Annotated in this window: 13 protein-coding genes; 6 read left to right on the top strand and 7 right to left on the bottom strand. The window is 57.7% G+C overall.

What is annotated here, in order from left to right; genetic code table 11:
- The first annotated feature begins 27 nt into the window (after positions 1 to 27).
- Complete coding sequence (locus AC6I79_RS02345) at positions 28 to 477, top strand: DUF441 domain-containing protein (protein ID WP_021509736.1); 450 nt, start codon at positions 28 to 30, stop codon at positions 475 to 477.
- Positions 478 to 577: 100 nt separating this feature from the next.
- The gene (gene ppa, locus AC6I79_RS02340) at positions 578 to 1108 is read left to right on the top strand and encodes an inorganic diphosphatase (protein WP_021509737.1); all 531 of its coding nucleotides are present in this window, start codon (positions 578 to 580) and stop codon (positions 1106 to 1108) included.
- Positions 1109 to 1188: 80 nt separating this feature from the next.
- Here ppa and AC6I79_RS02335 read toward each other — a convergent pair whose 3' ends face one another.
- The 3 genes from AC6I79_RS02335 to tamA are packed head-to-tail and all read right to left on the bottom strand — an operon-like array spanning position 1189 to position 7051.
- Positions 1189 to 1542, bottom strand: a complete 354-nt coding sequence (locus AC6I79_RS02335) for a gamma-glutamylcyclotransferase family protein (protein WP_031280151.1) — start codon at positions 1540 to 1542, stop codon at positions 1189 to 1191.
- Positions 1543 to 1544: 2 nt separating this feature from the next.
- Positions 1545 to 5315 carry an autotransporter assembly complex protein TamB gene (gene tamB, locus AC6I79_RS02330; RefSeq protein ID WP_104188205.1) on the bottom strand — a complete coding sequence of 1257 codons (3771 nt, stop codon included), beginning with the start codon at positions 5313 to 5315 and terminating at the stop codon, positions 1545 to 1547.
- Positions 5312 to 7051, bottom strand: a complete 1740-nt coding sequence (gene tamA, locus AC6I79_RS02325) for an autotransporter assembly complex protein TamA (protein ID WP_058781125.1) — start codon at positions 7049 to 7051, stop codon at positions 5312 to 5314. Before tamA ends, tamB begins: the two co-directional genes overlap by 4 nt.
- 454 nt (positions 7052 to 7505) lie before the next feature.
- Between tamA and paeA the strand changes: the two genes are divergently transcribed.
- On the top strand, positions 7506 to 8849 hold the full coding sequence (paeA, locus tag AC6I79_RS02320; RefSeq protein WP_159378460.1) for a polyamine export protein PaeA: 1344 nt from the start codon (positions 7506 to 7508) through the stop codon (positions 8847 to 8849).
- A gap of 56 nt (positions 8850 to 8905) precedes the next feature.
- Here the strand turns inward: paeA and AC6I79_RS02315 are convergent, their stop codons facing one another.
- On the bottom strand, positions 8906 to 9112 hold the full coding sequence (locus tag AC6I79_RS02315) for a DUF1107 domain-containing protein (RefSeq protein ID WP_031280153.1): 207 nt from the start codon (positions 9110 to 9112) through the stop codon (positions 8906 to 8908).
- A gap of 313 nt (positions 9113 to 9425) precedes the next feature.
- On the opposite strand from AC6I79_RS02315, the gene AC6I79_RS02310 reads away from it, so the two are divergent.
- Complete coding sequence (locus AC6I79_RS02310; RefSeq protein ID WP_159378461.1) at positions 9426 to 9983, top strand: YtfJ family protein; 558 nt, start codon at positions 9426 to 9428, stop codon at positions 9981 to 9983.
- A 31-nt stretch (positions 9984 to 10014) separates the two neighbouring features.
- Here AC6I79_RS02310 and cysQ read toward each other — a convergent pair whose 3' ends face one another.
- Positions 10015 to 10761, bottom strand: coding sequence for a 3'(2'),5'-bisphosphate nucleotidase CysQ (gene cysQ / locus AC6I79_RS02305; RefSeq protein ID WP_021509744.1), 747 nt, complete (start codon positions 10759 to 10761; stop codon positions 10015 to 10017).
- A gap of 281 nt (positions 10762 to 11042) precedes the next feature.
- Here cysQ and AC6I79_RS02300 point away from each other — a divergent pair, with 281 nt between their 5' ends.
- Positions 11043 to 13001, top strand: a complete 1959-nt coding sequence (locus tag AC6I79_RS02300) for a bifunctional 2',3'-cyclic-nucleotide 2'-phosphodiesterase/3'-nucleotidase (RefSeq protein ID WP_159378462.1) — start codon at positions 11043 to 11045, stop codon at positions 12999 to 13001.
- Between the two features lie 35 nt (positions 13002 to 13036).
- Here AC6I79_RS02300 and bamJ read toward each other — a convergent pair whose 3' ends face one another.
- Positions 13037 to 13657 (bottom strand): BamJ family beta-barrel-assembly machinery protein, encoded by a 621-nt coding sequence (bamJ, locus tag AC6I79_RS02295; protein WP_021509746.1) that lies wholly within the window; start codon positions 13655 to 13657, stop codon positions 13037 to 13039.
- Positions 13658 to 13841: 184 nt separating this feature from the next.
- Between bamJ and AC6I79_RS02290 the strand changes: the two genes are divergently transcribed.
- Positions 13842 to 14501 carry an OapA family protein gene (locus AC6I79_RS02290; RefSeq protein WP_150360361.1) on the top strand — a complete coding sequence of 220 codons (660 nt, stop codon included), beginning with the start codon at positions 13842 to 13844 and terminating at the stop codon, positions 14499 to 14501.
- A 55-nt stretch (positions 14502 to 14556) separates the two neighbouring features.
- Here the strand turns inward: AC6I79_RS02290 and rplI are convergent, their stop codons facing one another.
- Positions 14557 to 15006, bottom strand: a complete 450-nt coding sequence (rplI, locus tag AC6I79_RS02285; protein ID WP_021509748.1) for a 50S ribosomal protein L9 — start codon at positions 15004 to 15006, stop codon at positions 14557 to 14559.
- Positions 15007 to 15045 lie beyond the last annotated feature (39 nt).

Genomic DNA, 15045 nt, shown 5'->3' with positions numbered 1-15045 from the left:
AGCGCGCCCATTATTCACGGAGAAACCATGGCTGCCTACGCCTCGACCCTCATTCTTATCTGCCTCGCCATCCTGAGCTACTTCGTCCACAACAGCGCCGTCACCATTTCGATTCTCATCCTGCTGGTGATTAAGCTCACGCCGCTGGCACAGTTCTTTCCCTACGTCGAAAAGCAGGGCATTCAGATTGGTATCATTATCCTCACCGTGGCCGTCATGGCACCGCTGGCAAGCGGCACGCTGCCGGCCTCGTCGCTGCTGAAATCCTTTGCTAACTGGCAATCAATCGTGGCGATTATCGTTGGCGTATTTGTTGCCTGGCTCGGCGGTCGCGGCGTCAGTTTAATGAGCGTGCAGCCGTCGGTGATTGGCGGGTTGCTGATTGGCACGGTGATTGGTGTGGCGTTCTTTCGCGGCGTGCCGGTCGGGCCGCTAATCGCCGCAGGGATTGTGTCGCTGTTTGTCACCACGAAGTAGCCTGCTGGACCATTCCGAAACGCCAAAAAGGGGGCATACTTTCAGAGTCAGTTGGCTATAATAGCCGTCACTCAACTTACGACTAATGAAGGAAAGCCAGATGAGTTTGAACCAGGTGCCTGCAGGTAAAGATCTGCCAGAAGATATCTATGTCGTCATCGAGATCCCGGCCAACGCCGATCCGATCAAATATGAAGTGGACAAAGAGTCTGGCGCCCTGTTTGTAGACCGTTTCATGTCTACCGCCATGTTCTATCCGTGCAACTACGGTTACATCAACCACACGCTGTCTCTGGATGGTGACCCGGTTGACGTACTGGTGCCAACCCCGTATCCGCTGCAGCCAGGTTCAGTCATCCGCTGCCGTCCGGTGGGCGTGCTGAAGATGACCGACGAATCAGGTGAAGATGCCAAACTGGTAGCGGTTCCGCACACCAAGCTGAGCAAAGAGTACGATCACATTAAAGATGTGAACGACCTGCCAGAACTGCTGAAAGCGCAGATTACCCACTTCTTCGAGCACTACAAAGATCTGGAAAAAGGCAAATGGGTGAAGGTTGACGGCTGGGACAACGCGGAAGCGGCTAAAGCTGAAATCATCTCCTCTTTCGAGCGCGCACAGAAGAAATAAGTTTTCTGTCAGCGCTGCCGCATCGCTATGTATGGCGATCGGCAGATAAAAAAACACCGCCCACTGGGCGGTGTTTTTATTTACGCTTCTGCGGCGTCATCGCGCCGTAACCAGTCGCCACTCGCGATGCGGGTGCGCCCGGCAATCGAACGCTGATACACGTACAGCCAGGCGCTGCCGTAGGGCGTCTGGATCAGCTGGCGCTTATACTCGCCGTTCTTGCTGCGCAAGGCATCCAGCTCGCCGAGGGTGCTGGCGTCGATGCGATACACTTCGCAGTACACCGTGCCGTCCCCCTCAACCACGCCCGGATAGTGACCGAGATTGTAGAGCGCAAACCCTTCAATCTGATGGTCGCCGAGCCATTGCGCATTGGTCATCCAATGACTATTTCCCTGCTTGCGCCGTAAACTGCCGTAGACAATTATTCGCATTGCTAAAACTCAAACTGATAGAGCAAATCCAGTGCCTGATCGAGACCCGACACGGCTTCCAAATAGAGTTTGGGCATCAGGCGATAACGCAAAGTGAGCGTCGCCAGTGAATCAAATATGCCAACACCGTATTTTACCTGCAGACCCGGCAGCACATAACCACTCACCTGCACCTGCTGGCTGTCGCCGACACCGGTGGTATCAAGCGCAAGGTTACTGACGCCGAAGGTCTCGCCGATTTTACCCATAACCTGACCACTTTGTGCAACCCCCAGTCCAACCAGCGCCGAGGTTAAGGCGTTGCTGTCGCCATCGCTGCTGAGTCCCTGACCGCGTAACAGGTAAGACAGCGCCTCCTGCTGCGACATTGCCGGGTCGGAGAAGACCTCTACCTTCGGCTCGTCGGCCAGCCCGGTGACGCGCAGACCGGCTGTCACATCATCTTCGGTGGCTTCCGGGTTACGAATCGCCTCCAGGTTGACGTACGGCTGATCCGGCGGACCGGCGAACTGCAGCTCGCCTTTACGCACAATCAGATCCTGACCATACGCGTGGAAACGGCCGGAAGGAATATTGATTTGTCCGTTTAAGCCCAGGCCGGTTTTATCCTGCACCAGTTTGAGATCGCCGTTGAGGCGCGCTTTCAGGCCAAAGGCCGAGAGGCGCACATCGTTGCCGACGTGGATCACCAGATTGCTGTTGATCGGGATCGCGGCGGTTTTCGGCTGAATCGGCTTGAGGTTCTCATCCAGCATCACCTCATCCGACGACACGCCGGTAGCGCTCTCCGGCACTTCCTGCACCGTGATGCGCGCCCACGGAATATCAACCTTGCCGTCAAGATTGAACGCCGCCGGTGTGGCTTCAAACGCCAGGTCCGGCGAAACGTCCATCCGCACCATCGGCGGAACGGTAACGCGAATACGGCTGCCCTGCGCAGTAACGCGCGCGCGCCAGTTATCCAGCTGGCTCCAGTCCGCGTTGCCACCCAGATTGAGGTTACCCTGCTGCGTCTGGATCAGGCCGTTGAGCGTGGAACTCATGCCGTTAAACACCAGGTTGAGATTGGCCGAGGTGAGATCGACTGGCATAAAGCTGCCGTCCACATCAACATCGCTCAGTCCCAGCTGACCAAAGATCTGCGGCTGCTGCAACGTGCCGCCGAGACGCAGATTGCTGTTGAGGTTGCCTTTGATCTTCTCGCCCTGCATCAGCGCCGGGTTGAGCATCGCCAGCGAAATGTTGCTGATGCCGATGTTGCCTGACAGCTGGCGGCGATTCTCCGGATCGGCGATCTGCACGTTGCCGCTCAGCTGACCGTTATTCACGATGTGAATCAGCCAGTCGAGCTGCGCGCGTCCATTACGCAGCGCCGCATTCAGGTTGAGCGTGTCGAAGGCGATCGGCAGGTTATTCCCCTGCACATCCTGCACCACTTTTACGCCGTTTCCTTTAAGCGATACCGTGCCGGTCGGCAGCGCGCCGTCGGCGGTCCAGTTCACGCGTGCATCACCGCTGAATACGCCGTTCAGCTGGGTGGCATCGGTGAGGAACGGCTTGATCATCGCCAGATCGAAGCGGTTCAGCACCACGTGCGCATGGCCGCTGGCACCGGCCTCGATCGGCTCCGGCACGCACAGCTGCGCGTTGGGGTTTTGCCAGCAGTGCGGCCCGATGGTGGCGCTCTGTTTGCTGTTCAGGTAGTCAATCGTCATCGCGCGCGTCAGGCGCCATTCGCCCACCGGCGTGTCAAAACGCGTATTGTTGAGATTACCCTGCCAGCGCTGCGTCTGGCGGTCAAAGCTGCCGTTGAGCGCCAGCTGGCCGGAGACCGGCTCGCCCTGCACGTTGAGTTTCAGCTGATGCTGCTTCTCGTTACCGTCGGCGTTGAGCGTCAGCAGGCCGATCTTAAGCGCGTCCTGCTGTAGCTGCTCCACGCGCAGCTGCAGTTTACCGGCGACCTGATCGCTGGATTTCACATCGCTCTGCAGCGTGACACGGCGGATCTGCAACTGCTGCCAGCGCAGGCCGCTGGCGGTAAGATCGGCCAGCAGCTGGGGCGCCTGCAGCGTACCGCGCGCTTTGATGGTGCCTTTGGCTACGCCGCCGAGGCCCGGCAGCGCGTTATCCAGATGCGGTGCATCGACACTGGCATCCAGATTTAGCGCGTCGCCCAGTTCGCCCTTCACGTCCAGATGGTTGCGCCCCAGCGCGATGTCAATGCCGGGGATTTTCCACTGATTGTAACTGTTGCCGGTCAGCGAGCCTTCGGCGCTCACCGCGTTCTGTTTCACATTGCCCTTCAGCGCCAGCTGCGGCACGCTAAGCTGCCAGCTACCGCCGTACAGGCTGCCGCGCGTGGTGATTTTACCGTCGAGCTTTGCCGGCCAGTCAGGATACTGTTTAGCGGTATTGATGCCCGCCAGCGTCAGTTCGCTGCGCCAGCTGATGGCTTTGCTCCAGTCCACCAGCGCGCTAAGGTCAATGTTGCCCTGCAGCGCCGCCACGCGAAGTTTATCCAGGCTGAACTGCTGCACGTTGCCTTTACCGTCCAGTGTAATGGTGGCCGGCGGCACCGCTTCGCCCTTCACCGCGGTGCGCAGCGACATCACATAGTCGGTGGCTTTGCCGCTGAACTGGTAGTCGAGATTATCCGCCTGATACTGCACCGGACCGGTCAGCGGCCAGCGCAGCTGCGGGCTGGTGAGTTTGAGCGACAGCGGCAGACCGGCTACCGCCGGCTGCGCGGCGGCGTCCAGCTGAGCACGCACCGGCCCCGAGAGGTTCAGGCCCAGCTTCAGCTCGTCGCGCATTGCCCCGGCGAGGTTCAGTTTGATCTTCTCGCCTTTAATCGGATCGAGATTCAGCGAGCCGTTGAGCACAAAATTGACCGGCCAGTTATCCGCCAGCCGGGCATCGCCGCTGGCGTTGAGCTGTCCCTGCGGCGAGTCGACGTCAAAGGTCTCCAGCTGCACATGCCGGTCGGTAGTTTTGGCCTTCAGCAGCAGACGCGTAATCGCCACATCCGTATCGCCGGTGATGCGCAACTGCTCACCCAACAGCTGCTGCACGTTGATATCGAGTGGCAGCTGGAAATCCGGCAGTGCCGGCAGCAGCGGCTCGGCAAACATCGCCTGCAGCGTTTCGCCCAGCGGTTTCTCATCCGGCTGCGGCTGCTGCACTTTAGGCTGCACCACCTGTTCGTCAGCCACTTTCGCCGCCTTCGGCAGCGCGATCAGCAGGCTCTGGATATGGGTGGGATTGAGCGTCAGCGCGCGATCCTGCCACTGCAGGCCGCTGGTGAAGTCGAGCAGTGAAATGGCGGTGTCATCGACTTTGACGTTAATGTTATGCAGGCTGACCCGGCTCAGGGTAATCGGGTATGGCGTGCTGAGATTGCTGCTGCCGCTCTCCTCTTCCGGCGGCGGCGCACTGGCGGGCGTCATTTTTTTGCTGTCGACCACCACGCTGACATCCTGCAGCGCGATATCGTTCACGCACACCGAGGAGTGCAGCAGGCAGTTGAGGTTGAGCGCCAGATGGAAGCGCCCGGCATCCACGCTGACGCCCGGCATCTGGTATTTCACACCGCTCAGCGTCAGATCGCGCCAGCCGCCTTCCACCTTGTTAATCGACAGGCCCGGCACCCAGCGATCGGCACCTTTAAACAACAGATGCAATCCGGGCGTGGTGCCCACCAGAAACGCCACGCTGGCCAACAGCACCAGCACGAAAATACCGATACCGATCAGGACCTTTTTCCATAGCTTCATAGTTCAGGCCCCAGTCCTACATAAAATTGCAATCCATGCTCCTTGTCGTCACCAATCGGGCGCGCGATATCAAACTTGATCGGCCCTACCGGAGAAGACCAGCGCACGCCGAAGCCTGCACCGGTTTTAACATTACTCTGCTTGATGTCGTTGACCGCTTCGCCGGAGTCGACGAATACCGCGCCCCACCATTTGCCGGAGACGTTGTACTGATACTCGAGCGAGCCGGTGGCCAGCTTTGAGGCACCGGTGAGTTTGCCTTCGTCATCGCGCGGCGAGATATCTTTGTATTTGTAGCCGCGAATGCTGCGGTCACCGCCGGCGAAGAAGCGCAGATCGGGCGGCACTTTTTCGAAATTGTTGGTTTCAATCCAGCCAAGGTTACCGCGCGCCACAAAGCGATGCTTCTCGCCCAGCGTGCGGATCCACACGTTCTGCGCTTGCAGGATCAGGAAGTCGACGTCCGAGCCCCAGGTGGTGTCCGACACGTCTACCGAGTAGCGCTGTGAATCGCCCCAGGTCGGCATCAGGCCGCCGCGCGAACGGGTGCGGTTCAGGCTGACGCCCGGATAGAGCAGCATGGTGGTGTTGGTGACGCTGCCCTGAGTAAAGTGGTCGAGGCTCCAGCGCAGGTTAACCGCGCGCTGCCAGCCGGAGCTGCTGTCCCAGTTACGCGACATCGCCAGCGTGGTGGTGTCCGATTTGGTGTCGTTGAGATCGGTGCGTTTCAGGCCGCCGGAGAAGGTGTAGTACTGCTCCAGAGGACTTTTCAGCAGCGGCACTTTATAGCTGAGATCAAGCTGCTGCTCCGGCGCGGAGATATAGGCGCTGGAGGTCAGGCTGTGGCCGCTGTCGTTGATCCACGGCTTTTTCCACGTGCCTTTCAGCCGCGGTCCGACGTCCGTCGAGTAACCGACACCAGCTTCGATGGTGTTCTCCACGCGCGGCGACACGGCGGCGCTGAGCGGCAGCACTTTGGTCTGGCGCCCTTTATCGAACTCGGGTGCCACGACGACAGAATTAAACCAGCCGGTGGCGGAGAGGCGACGATTGAGTTCGGCCAAATCGCGTGAGCTATAGGGATCGCCCTTTTTGAACGGCACCAGATTGCGCAGATAGGCTTCATTGATTTGCGAGCCCTCAAAGCTGACATCGCCGAAGCGATAGCGCGGGCCGCTGTCGTAGTCGATATCCCAGAACGCTAAGCGCCGTTCGACCGAGACACCAAGCTGGCTCTGCTTAAAGTCACCGTCGAAGTAACCATTACGCAGCGCCAGGCTGGAGAAGCCGTTTTTGAATTTATCGTAGTCGCCGTGATTGAGCTGGCTGCCGACTTTCGGCCTGCCCTGCTTCACCCACGCCTGATAATCAGGATCGTCTTTTGCGGCGCCTTCCACCACGATGGTGCTGCCGCCAATCTTCACCGGCTCACCGGCGGTGACGCGGGCAATCAGCACCGGACGGCCACCCTGCGGCGGCGCCGGGCGTGATTCAAAGTCGATCTGCGGCTCGTAATAGCCCAGCGCGCGCAAACCTTCTTTGATCGCGGCAGCCACGCGCGCCTGGAAACGGCCGTCGTTCGACACCTCGTCACTGCCGATAGTGGACAAGCGCGCCCTGACGTTTTTCTGTAACTCCCCGGTCAGGCCTTCCAGCTGCAGTCGCACTTTGGCTGCCTCAACAGCAGGTGCGGCAAGCAGCAGGCTGGCCAAGCAATAAGCATGAAATCGCGGCACGCGTACTCCTGTTAATAATGCCTGCCCCTATTCCGCAGGGGCGTTAACTCTGGTGGAAAGGGTATCACCACACCTTGCATACCCATCAGCATAGCCGCTCTTTTTTGCGAGCGGCTGCGTAAAAACGGCCGCTAAGCCAAATCGACTGCTATTGTCGGTAAATGTGCGTACCGATACAACAACGAAGCCGCGCTTCTGCGCACCGCCAGCCGCCACTCGGATTAATCCGAGCCGGCCAATCACGCCGCTGGCGGCAGCAATAGCGCTGCTGCTATAATCAGCGACCAGCAGGCCTCGCCTGCACGCATTTCTGCCCCGACGTTAACGTGACTTTGTCGAACTGGCGCAGACATTTTTGGCACGGATAGCCCTGTTCGACGGGTAAGTACCGGATGTACGCCTCTTCGCGCTGCCCAGGCCAAAAATGACAAGTGATTAACCCAACGGATCTTTTATGCTTGATAGCCTGCTTGTCATTCTTTTACTGATCGTAATCAGTTCATTTTTTTCTCTGTCGGAGATCTCGCTGGCGGCTGCCCGCAAGATCAAACTGAAACTGCTGGCCGATGAAGGCAACATCAACGCGCAGCGCGTGCTGAAGATGCAGGAACAGCCTGGCATGTTCTTCACCGTGGTACAGATTGGCCTCAACGCCGTCGCGATTCTCGGCGGTATCGTCGGCGATGCGGCGTTTTCGCCCGCCTTCAGCAGCCTGTTCAACCGCTTTATGGAGCCGGAACTGGCGGATCAGCTCAGCTTTATCTGCTCCTTCACCATCGTCACCAGCCTGTTTATTCTGTTTGCCGACCTGACGCCAAAACGCGTCGGCATGATCGCGCCGGAAGCCATCGCGCTGCGCATCATCAATCCGATGCGCTTCTGCCTGCTGGTTTTCCGCCCGCTGGTATGGCTGTTCAATGGCCTGGCCAACGTGTTCTTTCGCATCTTTAAGCTGCCGATGGTGCGTAAAGATGACATCACCTCGGATGACATTTACGCGGTGGTAGAAGCGGGCGCGCTGGCCGGCGTGCTGCGTAAGCAGGAGCACGAGCTGATCGAGAACGTGTTTGAGCTGGAATCACGCACCGTGCCTTCGTCCATGACCTCGCGTGAAAATATCGTGTGGTTCGATCTGCACGAAGACGAAACCAGCCTGAAAACTAAAATCGCGCAACACCCGCATTCGAAGTTTCTGGTGTGCGACGGCGATATCGACCATATCGTCGGTTACGTTGATTCCAAAGAGCTGCTGCTGCGCGTGCTGGGCAACCAGAGCATGACGCTCAACAGCGGCGTGCAGATTCGTTCGGCGCTGATTGTGCCGGATACGCTGACGCTGTCAGAGGCGCTGGAGAGCTTTAAAACCGCCGGCGAAGACTTCGCGGTGATCATGAACGAATATGCGCTGGTGGTCGGGATTATCACGCTTAACGACGTGATGACCACGCTGATGGGCGATCTGGTCGGTCAGGGGCTGGAAGAGCAGATTGTGGCGCGCGACGAGAACTCCTGGCTGGTGGAAGGCGGTACGCCGATTGATGACGTGATGCGCGTGCTGGATATCGACGAGTTCCCACAGTCCGGCAACTACGAGACCATCGGCGGCTTTATGATGTATATGCTGCGTAAGATCCCCAAACGCACCGATTTCGTCAAATTCTCCGGCTACAAATTTGAGGTGGTGGATATCGACAGCTACCGCATCGACCAGCTGCTGGTGACGCGCATTGACGATCGCCCGCCGGTGCTGAATGTGTCGAAGAGTTCGCTGGATGAGTCTGAAGGGCCTGCCGCGTAGCAGTGATCGTGCGGTTACAGAAAAATTCAGGGCGCCCACGGCGCCCTTTCTTTTGCTTAGTTGTACTCGGCTTGCAGCCGCAGCACCTGGCGGTTGATTTCTGACATCACGCTAAGGTGCTGTTTATCCTTGACGCGCGGCAACATGACTTTGCCTTTGTCGAACTCAAACGCGCCAACATCCTTGATGTACAACCTTCCTTTAAATAGCGTCTTTACATATTTCGCAATTTGCAGCGGATTATAGCGCTGGAAGATCTTCATGCTGTTTAACTCCTGAACAGATGTAATACGCTTCGCCGTTGCCAAATTCGGTACGAGCCCTTGAAGCGCAAATGAGGCATAACTATAGAACATGATTCCTTGCCGATGTTCCGAAAAAATGGATTTTTTACTGAATTGACACATCATTACAGAGAACTCTGTCATAACGATCACAAAATCCAGTATAAACCTTCATTGGTTAAGGAATTGTGGCATGGGTTACAAAGCTGCTATCTCATCGCGACAGGCGCATCATCCACGCCTAATATTGCAAAAACATGAATAACTGGTCGGATCACTAAGGAGCATTACCATGCGTTTGGCACATTCCGTGATAGCCCTAGCGCTGCTGCTGCCCAGCCTTGCCTCAGCCCACGCGTTTAAGGTTGGCGAGCGCGTACCGGCAGTCGGTGTTAACGACAAAGGAGAACTGCTGTATCAGCAGGAGAAGTTTCGCTACCAGCCCTGGAACAGCGCCCAGCTGAGTGGCAAAGTGCGGGTCATCCTGCATATTGCCGGACGCTCGTCAGCCAAAGAACAGAACGCCGCGCTGATTGAAGCCATCAAAGCCGCCCTACTGCCGCACGACCGCTATCAAACCACCACGGTGGTTAATACCGATGATGCCATTCCCGGCACCGGGATGTTTGTGCGCAGCAGCATTGAGAGCAATAAACAGCAGTATCCGTGGTCACAGTTTATTGTCGACAGCAACGGCAACGCGCGCAAGGCGTGGCAGCTGGAGAAAGGCGGTTCGGCGATTGTGATTCTGGACAAGACCGGCCATGTGCGTTACGCCAAAGACGGTCCGCTGACGCAGGATGAAGTGCAGCAGGCGATGAAACTGATCCATCAGCTGCTGCAGGCGTGATCGCGCCACAGCAGGTGGCGCGCATAGCGTATCAGAACAGCGAGACGCGGAAGCCCGGATTCAGGAACGACTCGCGCGGCGCGTAGTCGAGGGTTTTGCCCTGCCAGTCATGCACGTGCGCGCCAGCGGCAATGGCTACCGCATGGCCGGCACCGGTATCCCAGATATTGGTCGGCCCGAAGCGCGGATAGAGCTGCGCCTTGCCCTCTGCCACCAGGCAGAACTTGAGCGAGGAGCCGATAGCGGTGGTCTGATGCTCGCCCAGCTGGGTCAGATACTCTTTCAGCTCTTCGTCTTTATCAGCGTGCGAACGGCTCACTACCACCAGCAGCGGTCGCGCTTCACGTACGTGGATCTGCGTGGTGTGGCCGCCCTCTTCTTTCCACGCTTTGCCTTCGGCCGCAGAATACATCACCCCCAGCGCCGGCGCGTACACCACGCCCAGCACCGGTTTGCCGTGCTCAATCAGCGCGATATTGACCGTGAACTCGCCGTTACGCTTGATGAACTCTTTAGTGCCGTCGAGCGGATCGACCAGCCAGTATTGCTGCCAGTGCTGACGCACATCCCAGCCGGGTGGATCCTCTTCCGACAGCACCGGCACGTCAGGCGTCAGCGCCGCTAAGCCCTGCACGATAACCTGATGTGCCGCCAGATCGGCCGCCGTGACCGGTGAATCATCCGATTTACGCGTCACGTCCAGCGGTTGTGCGCCATCGTAGACCTGCATAATGGCATCGCCCGCGCTGCGCGCCAGCTGGCAAATTTTATCTAACATTGTTCACCTCATTTCGGCTGATGCTGCCGCTGAAACCCCGGCAGCCCGTCTCCAGATATTTTAGCAGGTGCGCTGTGACAGCCGCAGCTAAGCGTATTCGCTTTTATTATCAATATCATAGTTCGGTCGTGGCGGCTATGGCGCAATGCTGAATGGCCGGCACTCCGACAGCTTGCGCAGAAAAGAGGCAAAATCCCGAGCCCCATCACAAATTGAAATGATAATTCGTCATGGTTTTACATTATTTTGAGAGGCCCATTAAAGCGAACAAGGAGCAAGCCATGTTCAAAGCGAGCATGTCGTTACTGGCACTGTGCATTGCAGCCGCCACGGTACAGGCTGCCACGGTGGATTTACGCATTCTGGAAACCACCGATCTGCACAGCAACATGATGGATTTCGATTACTACAAAGACACGCCGACCGAAAAGTTTGGTCTGGTGCGCACCGCCACGCTCATCCAGCAGGCGCGCGGCGAAGTAGCAAACAGCGTGCTGGTGGATAACGGCGACATTATTCAGGGCAGCCCGCTGGGCGATTATATGGCGGCCAAAGGCCTGCAGCCCGGTGAAGTCCATCCGGTATATAAAGCCCTTAATACGCTGGATTACGCGGTAGGCAATCTCGGCAACCACGAATTTAACTACGGCCTGCCCTATCTGCAGCAGGCGATTGCCGGGGCACGTTTTCCCTACATCAATGCCAACGTTATCGATGAAACCAGTGGTAAACCGCTGTTTACTCCCTATTTAATTAAAGAAACCACGGTAAAAGACCGCGACGGCAAGCCGCACACGCTGAAAATCGGTTACATCGGCTTCGTTCCCCCACAGATTATGGTGTGGGATCGCAACAATCTGCAGGGTAAAGTGCGCGTTGATGACATCACCGAGACAGCGAAGCGCTATGTGCCGGAAATGCGCGCAAAAGGTGCTGAAATAATCATCGCTATTCCGCACTCCGGTCTGAGCAGTGAGCCGTACCATGCCATGGCGGAAAACTCGGTGTATTACCTCAGTCAGGTGCCAGGTATCAATGCCATCATGTTCGGCCATGCGCACGCGGTGTTTCCCGGCAAAGAGTTTGCGGCGATTAAAGGCGCGGATATCGCTCAGGGCACGCTTAACGGCGTACCGGCGGTGATGCCCGGCATGTGGGGCGATCATCTCGGCGTGGTTGACCTGGTGCTGAAAAATGACGGCGGCAACTGGCAGGTGAGCCAGGGTAAAGCCGAAGCGCGGCCAGTTTACGATGCGGTGGCGAAAAAATCGCTGGCGGCGGAAGATGCCGATCTGGTGAAAGTGCTGGCCGACGATCATCGCGCTACGCGTGAGTTTGTGGCAAAACCGATCGGCAAGTCGGCGGATGTGATGTACAGCTACCTGTCGCTGGTGCAGGACGATCCCACCGTGCAGATCGTCAATAATGCGCAGCGTGCTTACGTCGAACGCTTCATTCAGGGCGATCCGGATCTGGCCCGCTTACCGGTGCTTTCCGCGGCGGCCCCGTTCAAGGCCGGCGGCCGTAAGAACGATCCGGCCAGCTACGTTGAAGTGGAAAAAGGCGATCTCACCTTCCGTAATGCCGCCGATCTCTATCTCTATCCAAATACGCTGGTGGTGATGAAAATCAGCGGCGCACAGGTGAAAGAGTGGCTGGAGTGCTCGGCGGCGCAGTTTAATCAGATCGATGTGCATCGTCGTCAGCCGCAGTCACTGATCAACTGGGATTTCCGCACCTACAATTTTGATGTGATCGACGGCGTGCAGTATCAGATCGATGTGACGCAACCGGCGCGCTACGACGCCGAATGCCAGCTGATTAACCCGGCGGCATCACGCATCCAGGATCTGCGCTGGCAGGGCAAACCGATCGATCCCAAAGCGACCTTCCTCGTTGCCACCAATAATTACCGTGCCTGGGGCGGCAAATTTGCCGGTACCGGCGAGCAGTATGTCGCGTTTGCTTCGCCGGATGAGAACCGCTCGGTGGTGGCCGCCTACATCAGCAGCGAAACCCGCGCCCACGGCGCGGTGCAGCCACAGGCCGATCACAACTGGCGGCTGGCACCGATCGCCAGCGCAACGCCGCTGGATATTCGCTTTGAGACCGCGCCGGGCGCAAAAGCCACGCAGTTTATTGAGAAGTATGCTGATTATCCGATGAAAGCCGTCGGCAGTGATGAAACGGGCTTTGCAATCTGGCAGGTAGATCTACAGAAGCAGGCAGAGAAGAAGTAGTGACCGCGGGCGCCAGATATGGCGCCCGCTGTTTATTACAGGATTTCCAGCAGCTCGACTTCGAAAATCAGGGTGCTGAATGGCGGGATAGAGGCACCCGCGCCGCGCTCGCCGTAAGCGAGATTGTGCGGAATGGCCAGCTCCCACTTCGAACCAACCGGCATCAGGGTCAGCGCTTCAATCCAGCCGGCAATCACGCCGCTGACCGGGAATTCAGCCGGTTCGCCACGGGCAACGGAGCTATCAAACACGGTGCCGTCAATCAGCTTACCGGTGTAGTGCACGCGTACGCGATCCTGACGTGATGGGATCGGACCATCGCCCTGGGTGATGACGCTGAACTGCAGGCCGGATTCGGTGCTGCTCACACCTTCACGCTGTGCATTCTGCTCGAGGAACTGCTGACCTTCGGCCGCCATGGCTTCGACGCGCTCACGACGTACGCCTTCGGCACGCTCGTGGACTTCACGCAGCGCACGGTGTACCACGTCAACCGGAACTGCCGGTGAGTTCCCTTCCAGCGCGTCGCGCAGGCCCGCAAGCAGCGCTTCTGGCTGCAGACCCTGCAGTCCAGACTCTTGCAGCTGCTGACCAACCTGTAAACCGATACCGTAACTTGCTTGTGATTCGACGCTGTCAAATGAAGGGGTCGTCATCTTGTTTCCTTAATCCCGGAGAAAATAGAACCGGCAGCATAACAGCGCAGGCGGCTGGCGTAAAATCTCGCGCGCCGCGGATGACATTTCCCGGGGAAAGAGAAACAATATGCAGGTCAAATTTTTCAATGCTGGCAGGCACTTCGCGCCCGCTTTGCCCATACTATAGAACAAGAGAGCATCCATGGGCCAAATCGCCCCACGACGTCGCAGGACGCGCGCACCGCGTACCTTATTTTCCCGGTTGCAACGCTGGCTGCCTGACAGGCGCGTCACGACCGCCAGCGAGGAGGAGGAAAGAATGGCTTCTGAAACCCCGTCGCGTATACCCGCTGTGCTGCAGCGCATCTGGCATCTGCTGGATAACGTACGCTGGATGGATCCGCTGCCGCCGCTGCACCGACGCGGTATCGTTATTGCCCTGCTGGTGATGCTGCTGGCGTTTCTCTGGCCTGCCAGCACGCCGCAGTATCCGGTGGAACGTCCGGCAGAGAGCAGCGGCAAAGAGGTGCCGATGCAGGCGGAAATCTACGATAACAATGCGCAGCCGCCGCAGAATACGACGCCGAAAAGTGATGCCCAGGGCGAATGGCACAGCTATACCGTGGCCTCGGGCCAGACGCTGGCACAGCTGTTCCGTGACAACAATCTGCCGGTCAATGATGTGTTTGCCATGGCGCGGGTGGAAGGCGATGGGCAGCCGCTGAGCGCGCTGCAGAGTGGTCAGCAGGTGAAGATTCGTCAGAACGCGCAGGGCGTGGTGACCGGCTTAACGGTCGAGAGCAGTAACGGCCCGGTGCTGTTTACCCGCCAGCCGGACGGCAGCTTTATCCGCGCGCAGTAAGCAACAGAAACAAAAACGCCGGCACAAGGCCGGCGCTTTCAAACTAAGTAAAAAATTACTCAGCTACTACATTCACAACCAGTTTCGCGAATACTTCGCTGTGAACCTGGAAGTCAACTTCGTGCTCACCGGTGGTGCGCAGAACGCCGTTTGGCAGGCGAACTTCGCTCTTCGCCACTTCAACGCCAGCTGCAGTAACTGCATCAGCGATGTCGCGGGTACCGATGGAACCGAACAGTTTACCTTCGTCGCCTGCTTTAGACGCGAGAGTAACGGTGCCCAGTGCATTGATTTTCTCTGCACGTGCGTTAGCAGCAGCCAGAACGTCAGCCAGTTTGGCTTCCAGTTCAGCGCGACGCGCTTCGAAGAACTCAACGTTTTTCTTTGTAGCAGGAACAGCTTTACCCTGTGGAACCAGGAAGTTACGAGCGTAGCCCGCTTTAACGTTAACCTGATCACCCAGGCTGCCCAGGTTTGCTACTTTATCAAGCAGAATAACTTGCATTACCTTATCCTCTTAAAGTCGTTAATGGACAGTTGCCGA

It is taken from the genome of gamma proteobacterium symbiont of Scutellera amethystina (assembly GCF_059730845.1).
Note: the sequence above shows the minus strand (reverse complement) of the source record. Positions and strands in the feature narration are given on the sequence as shown.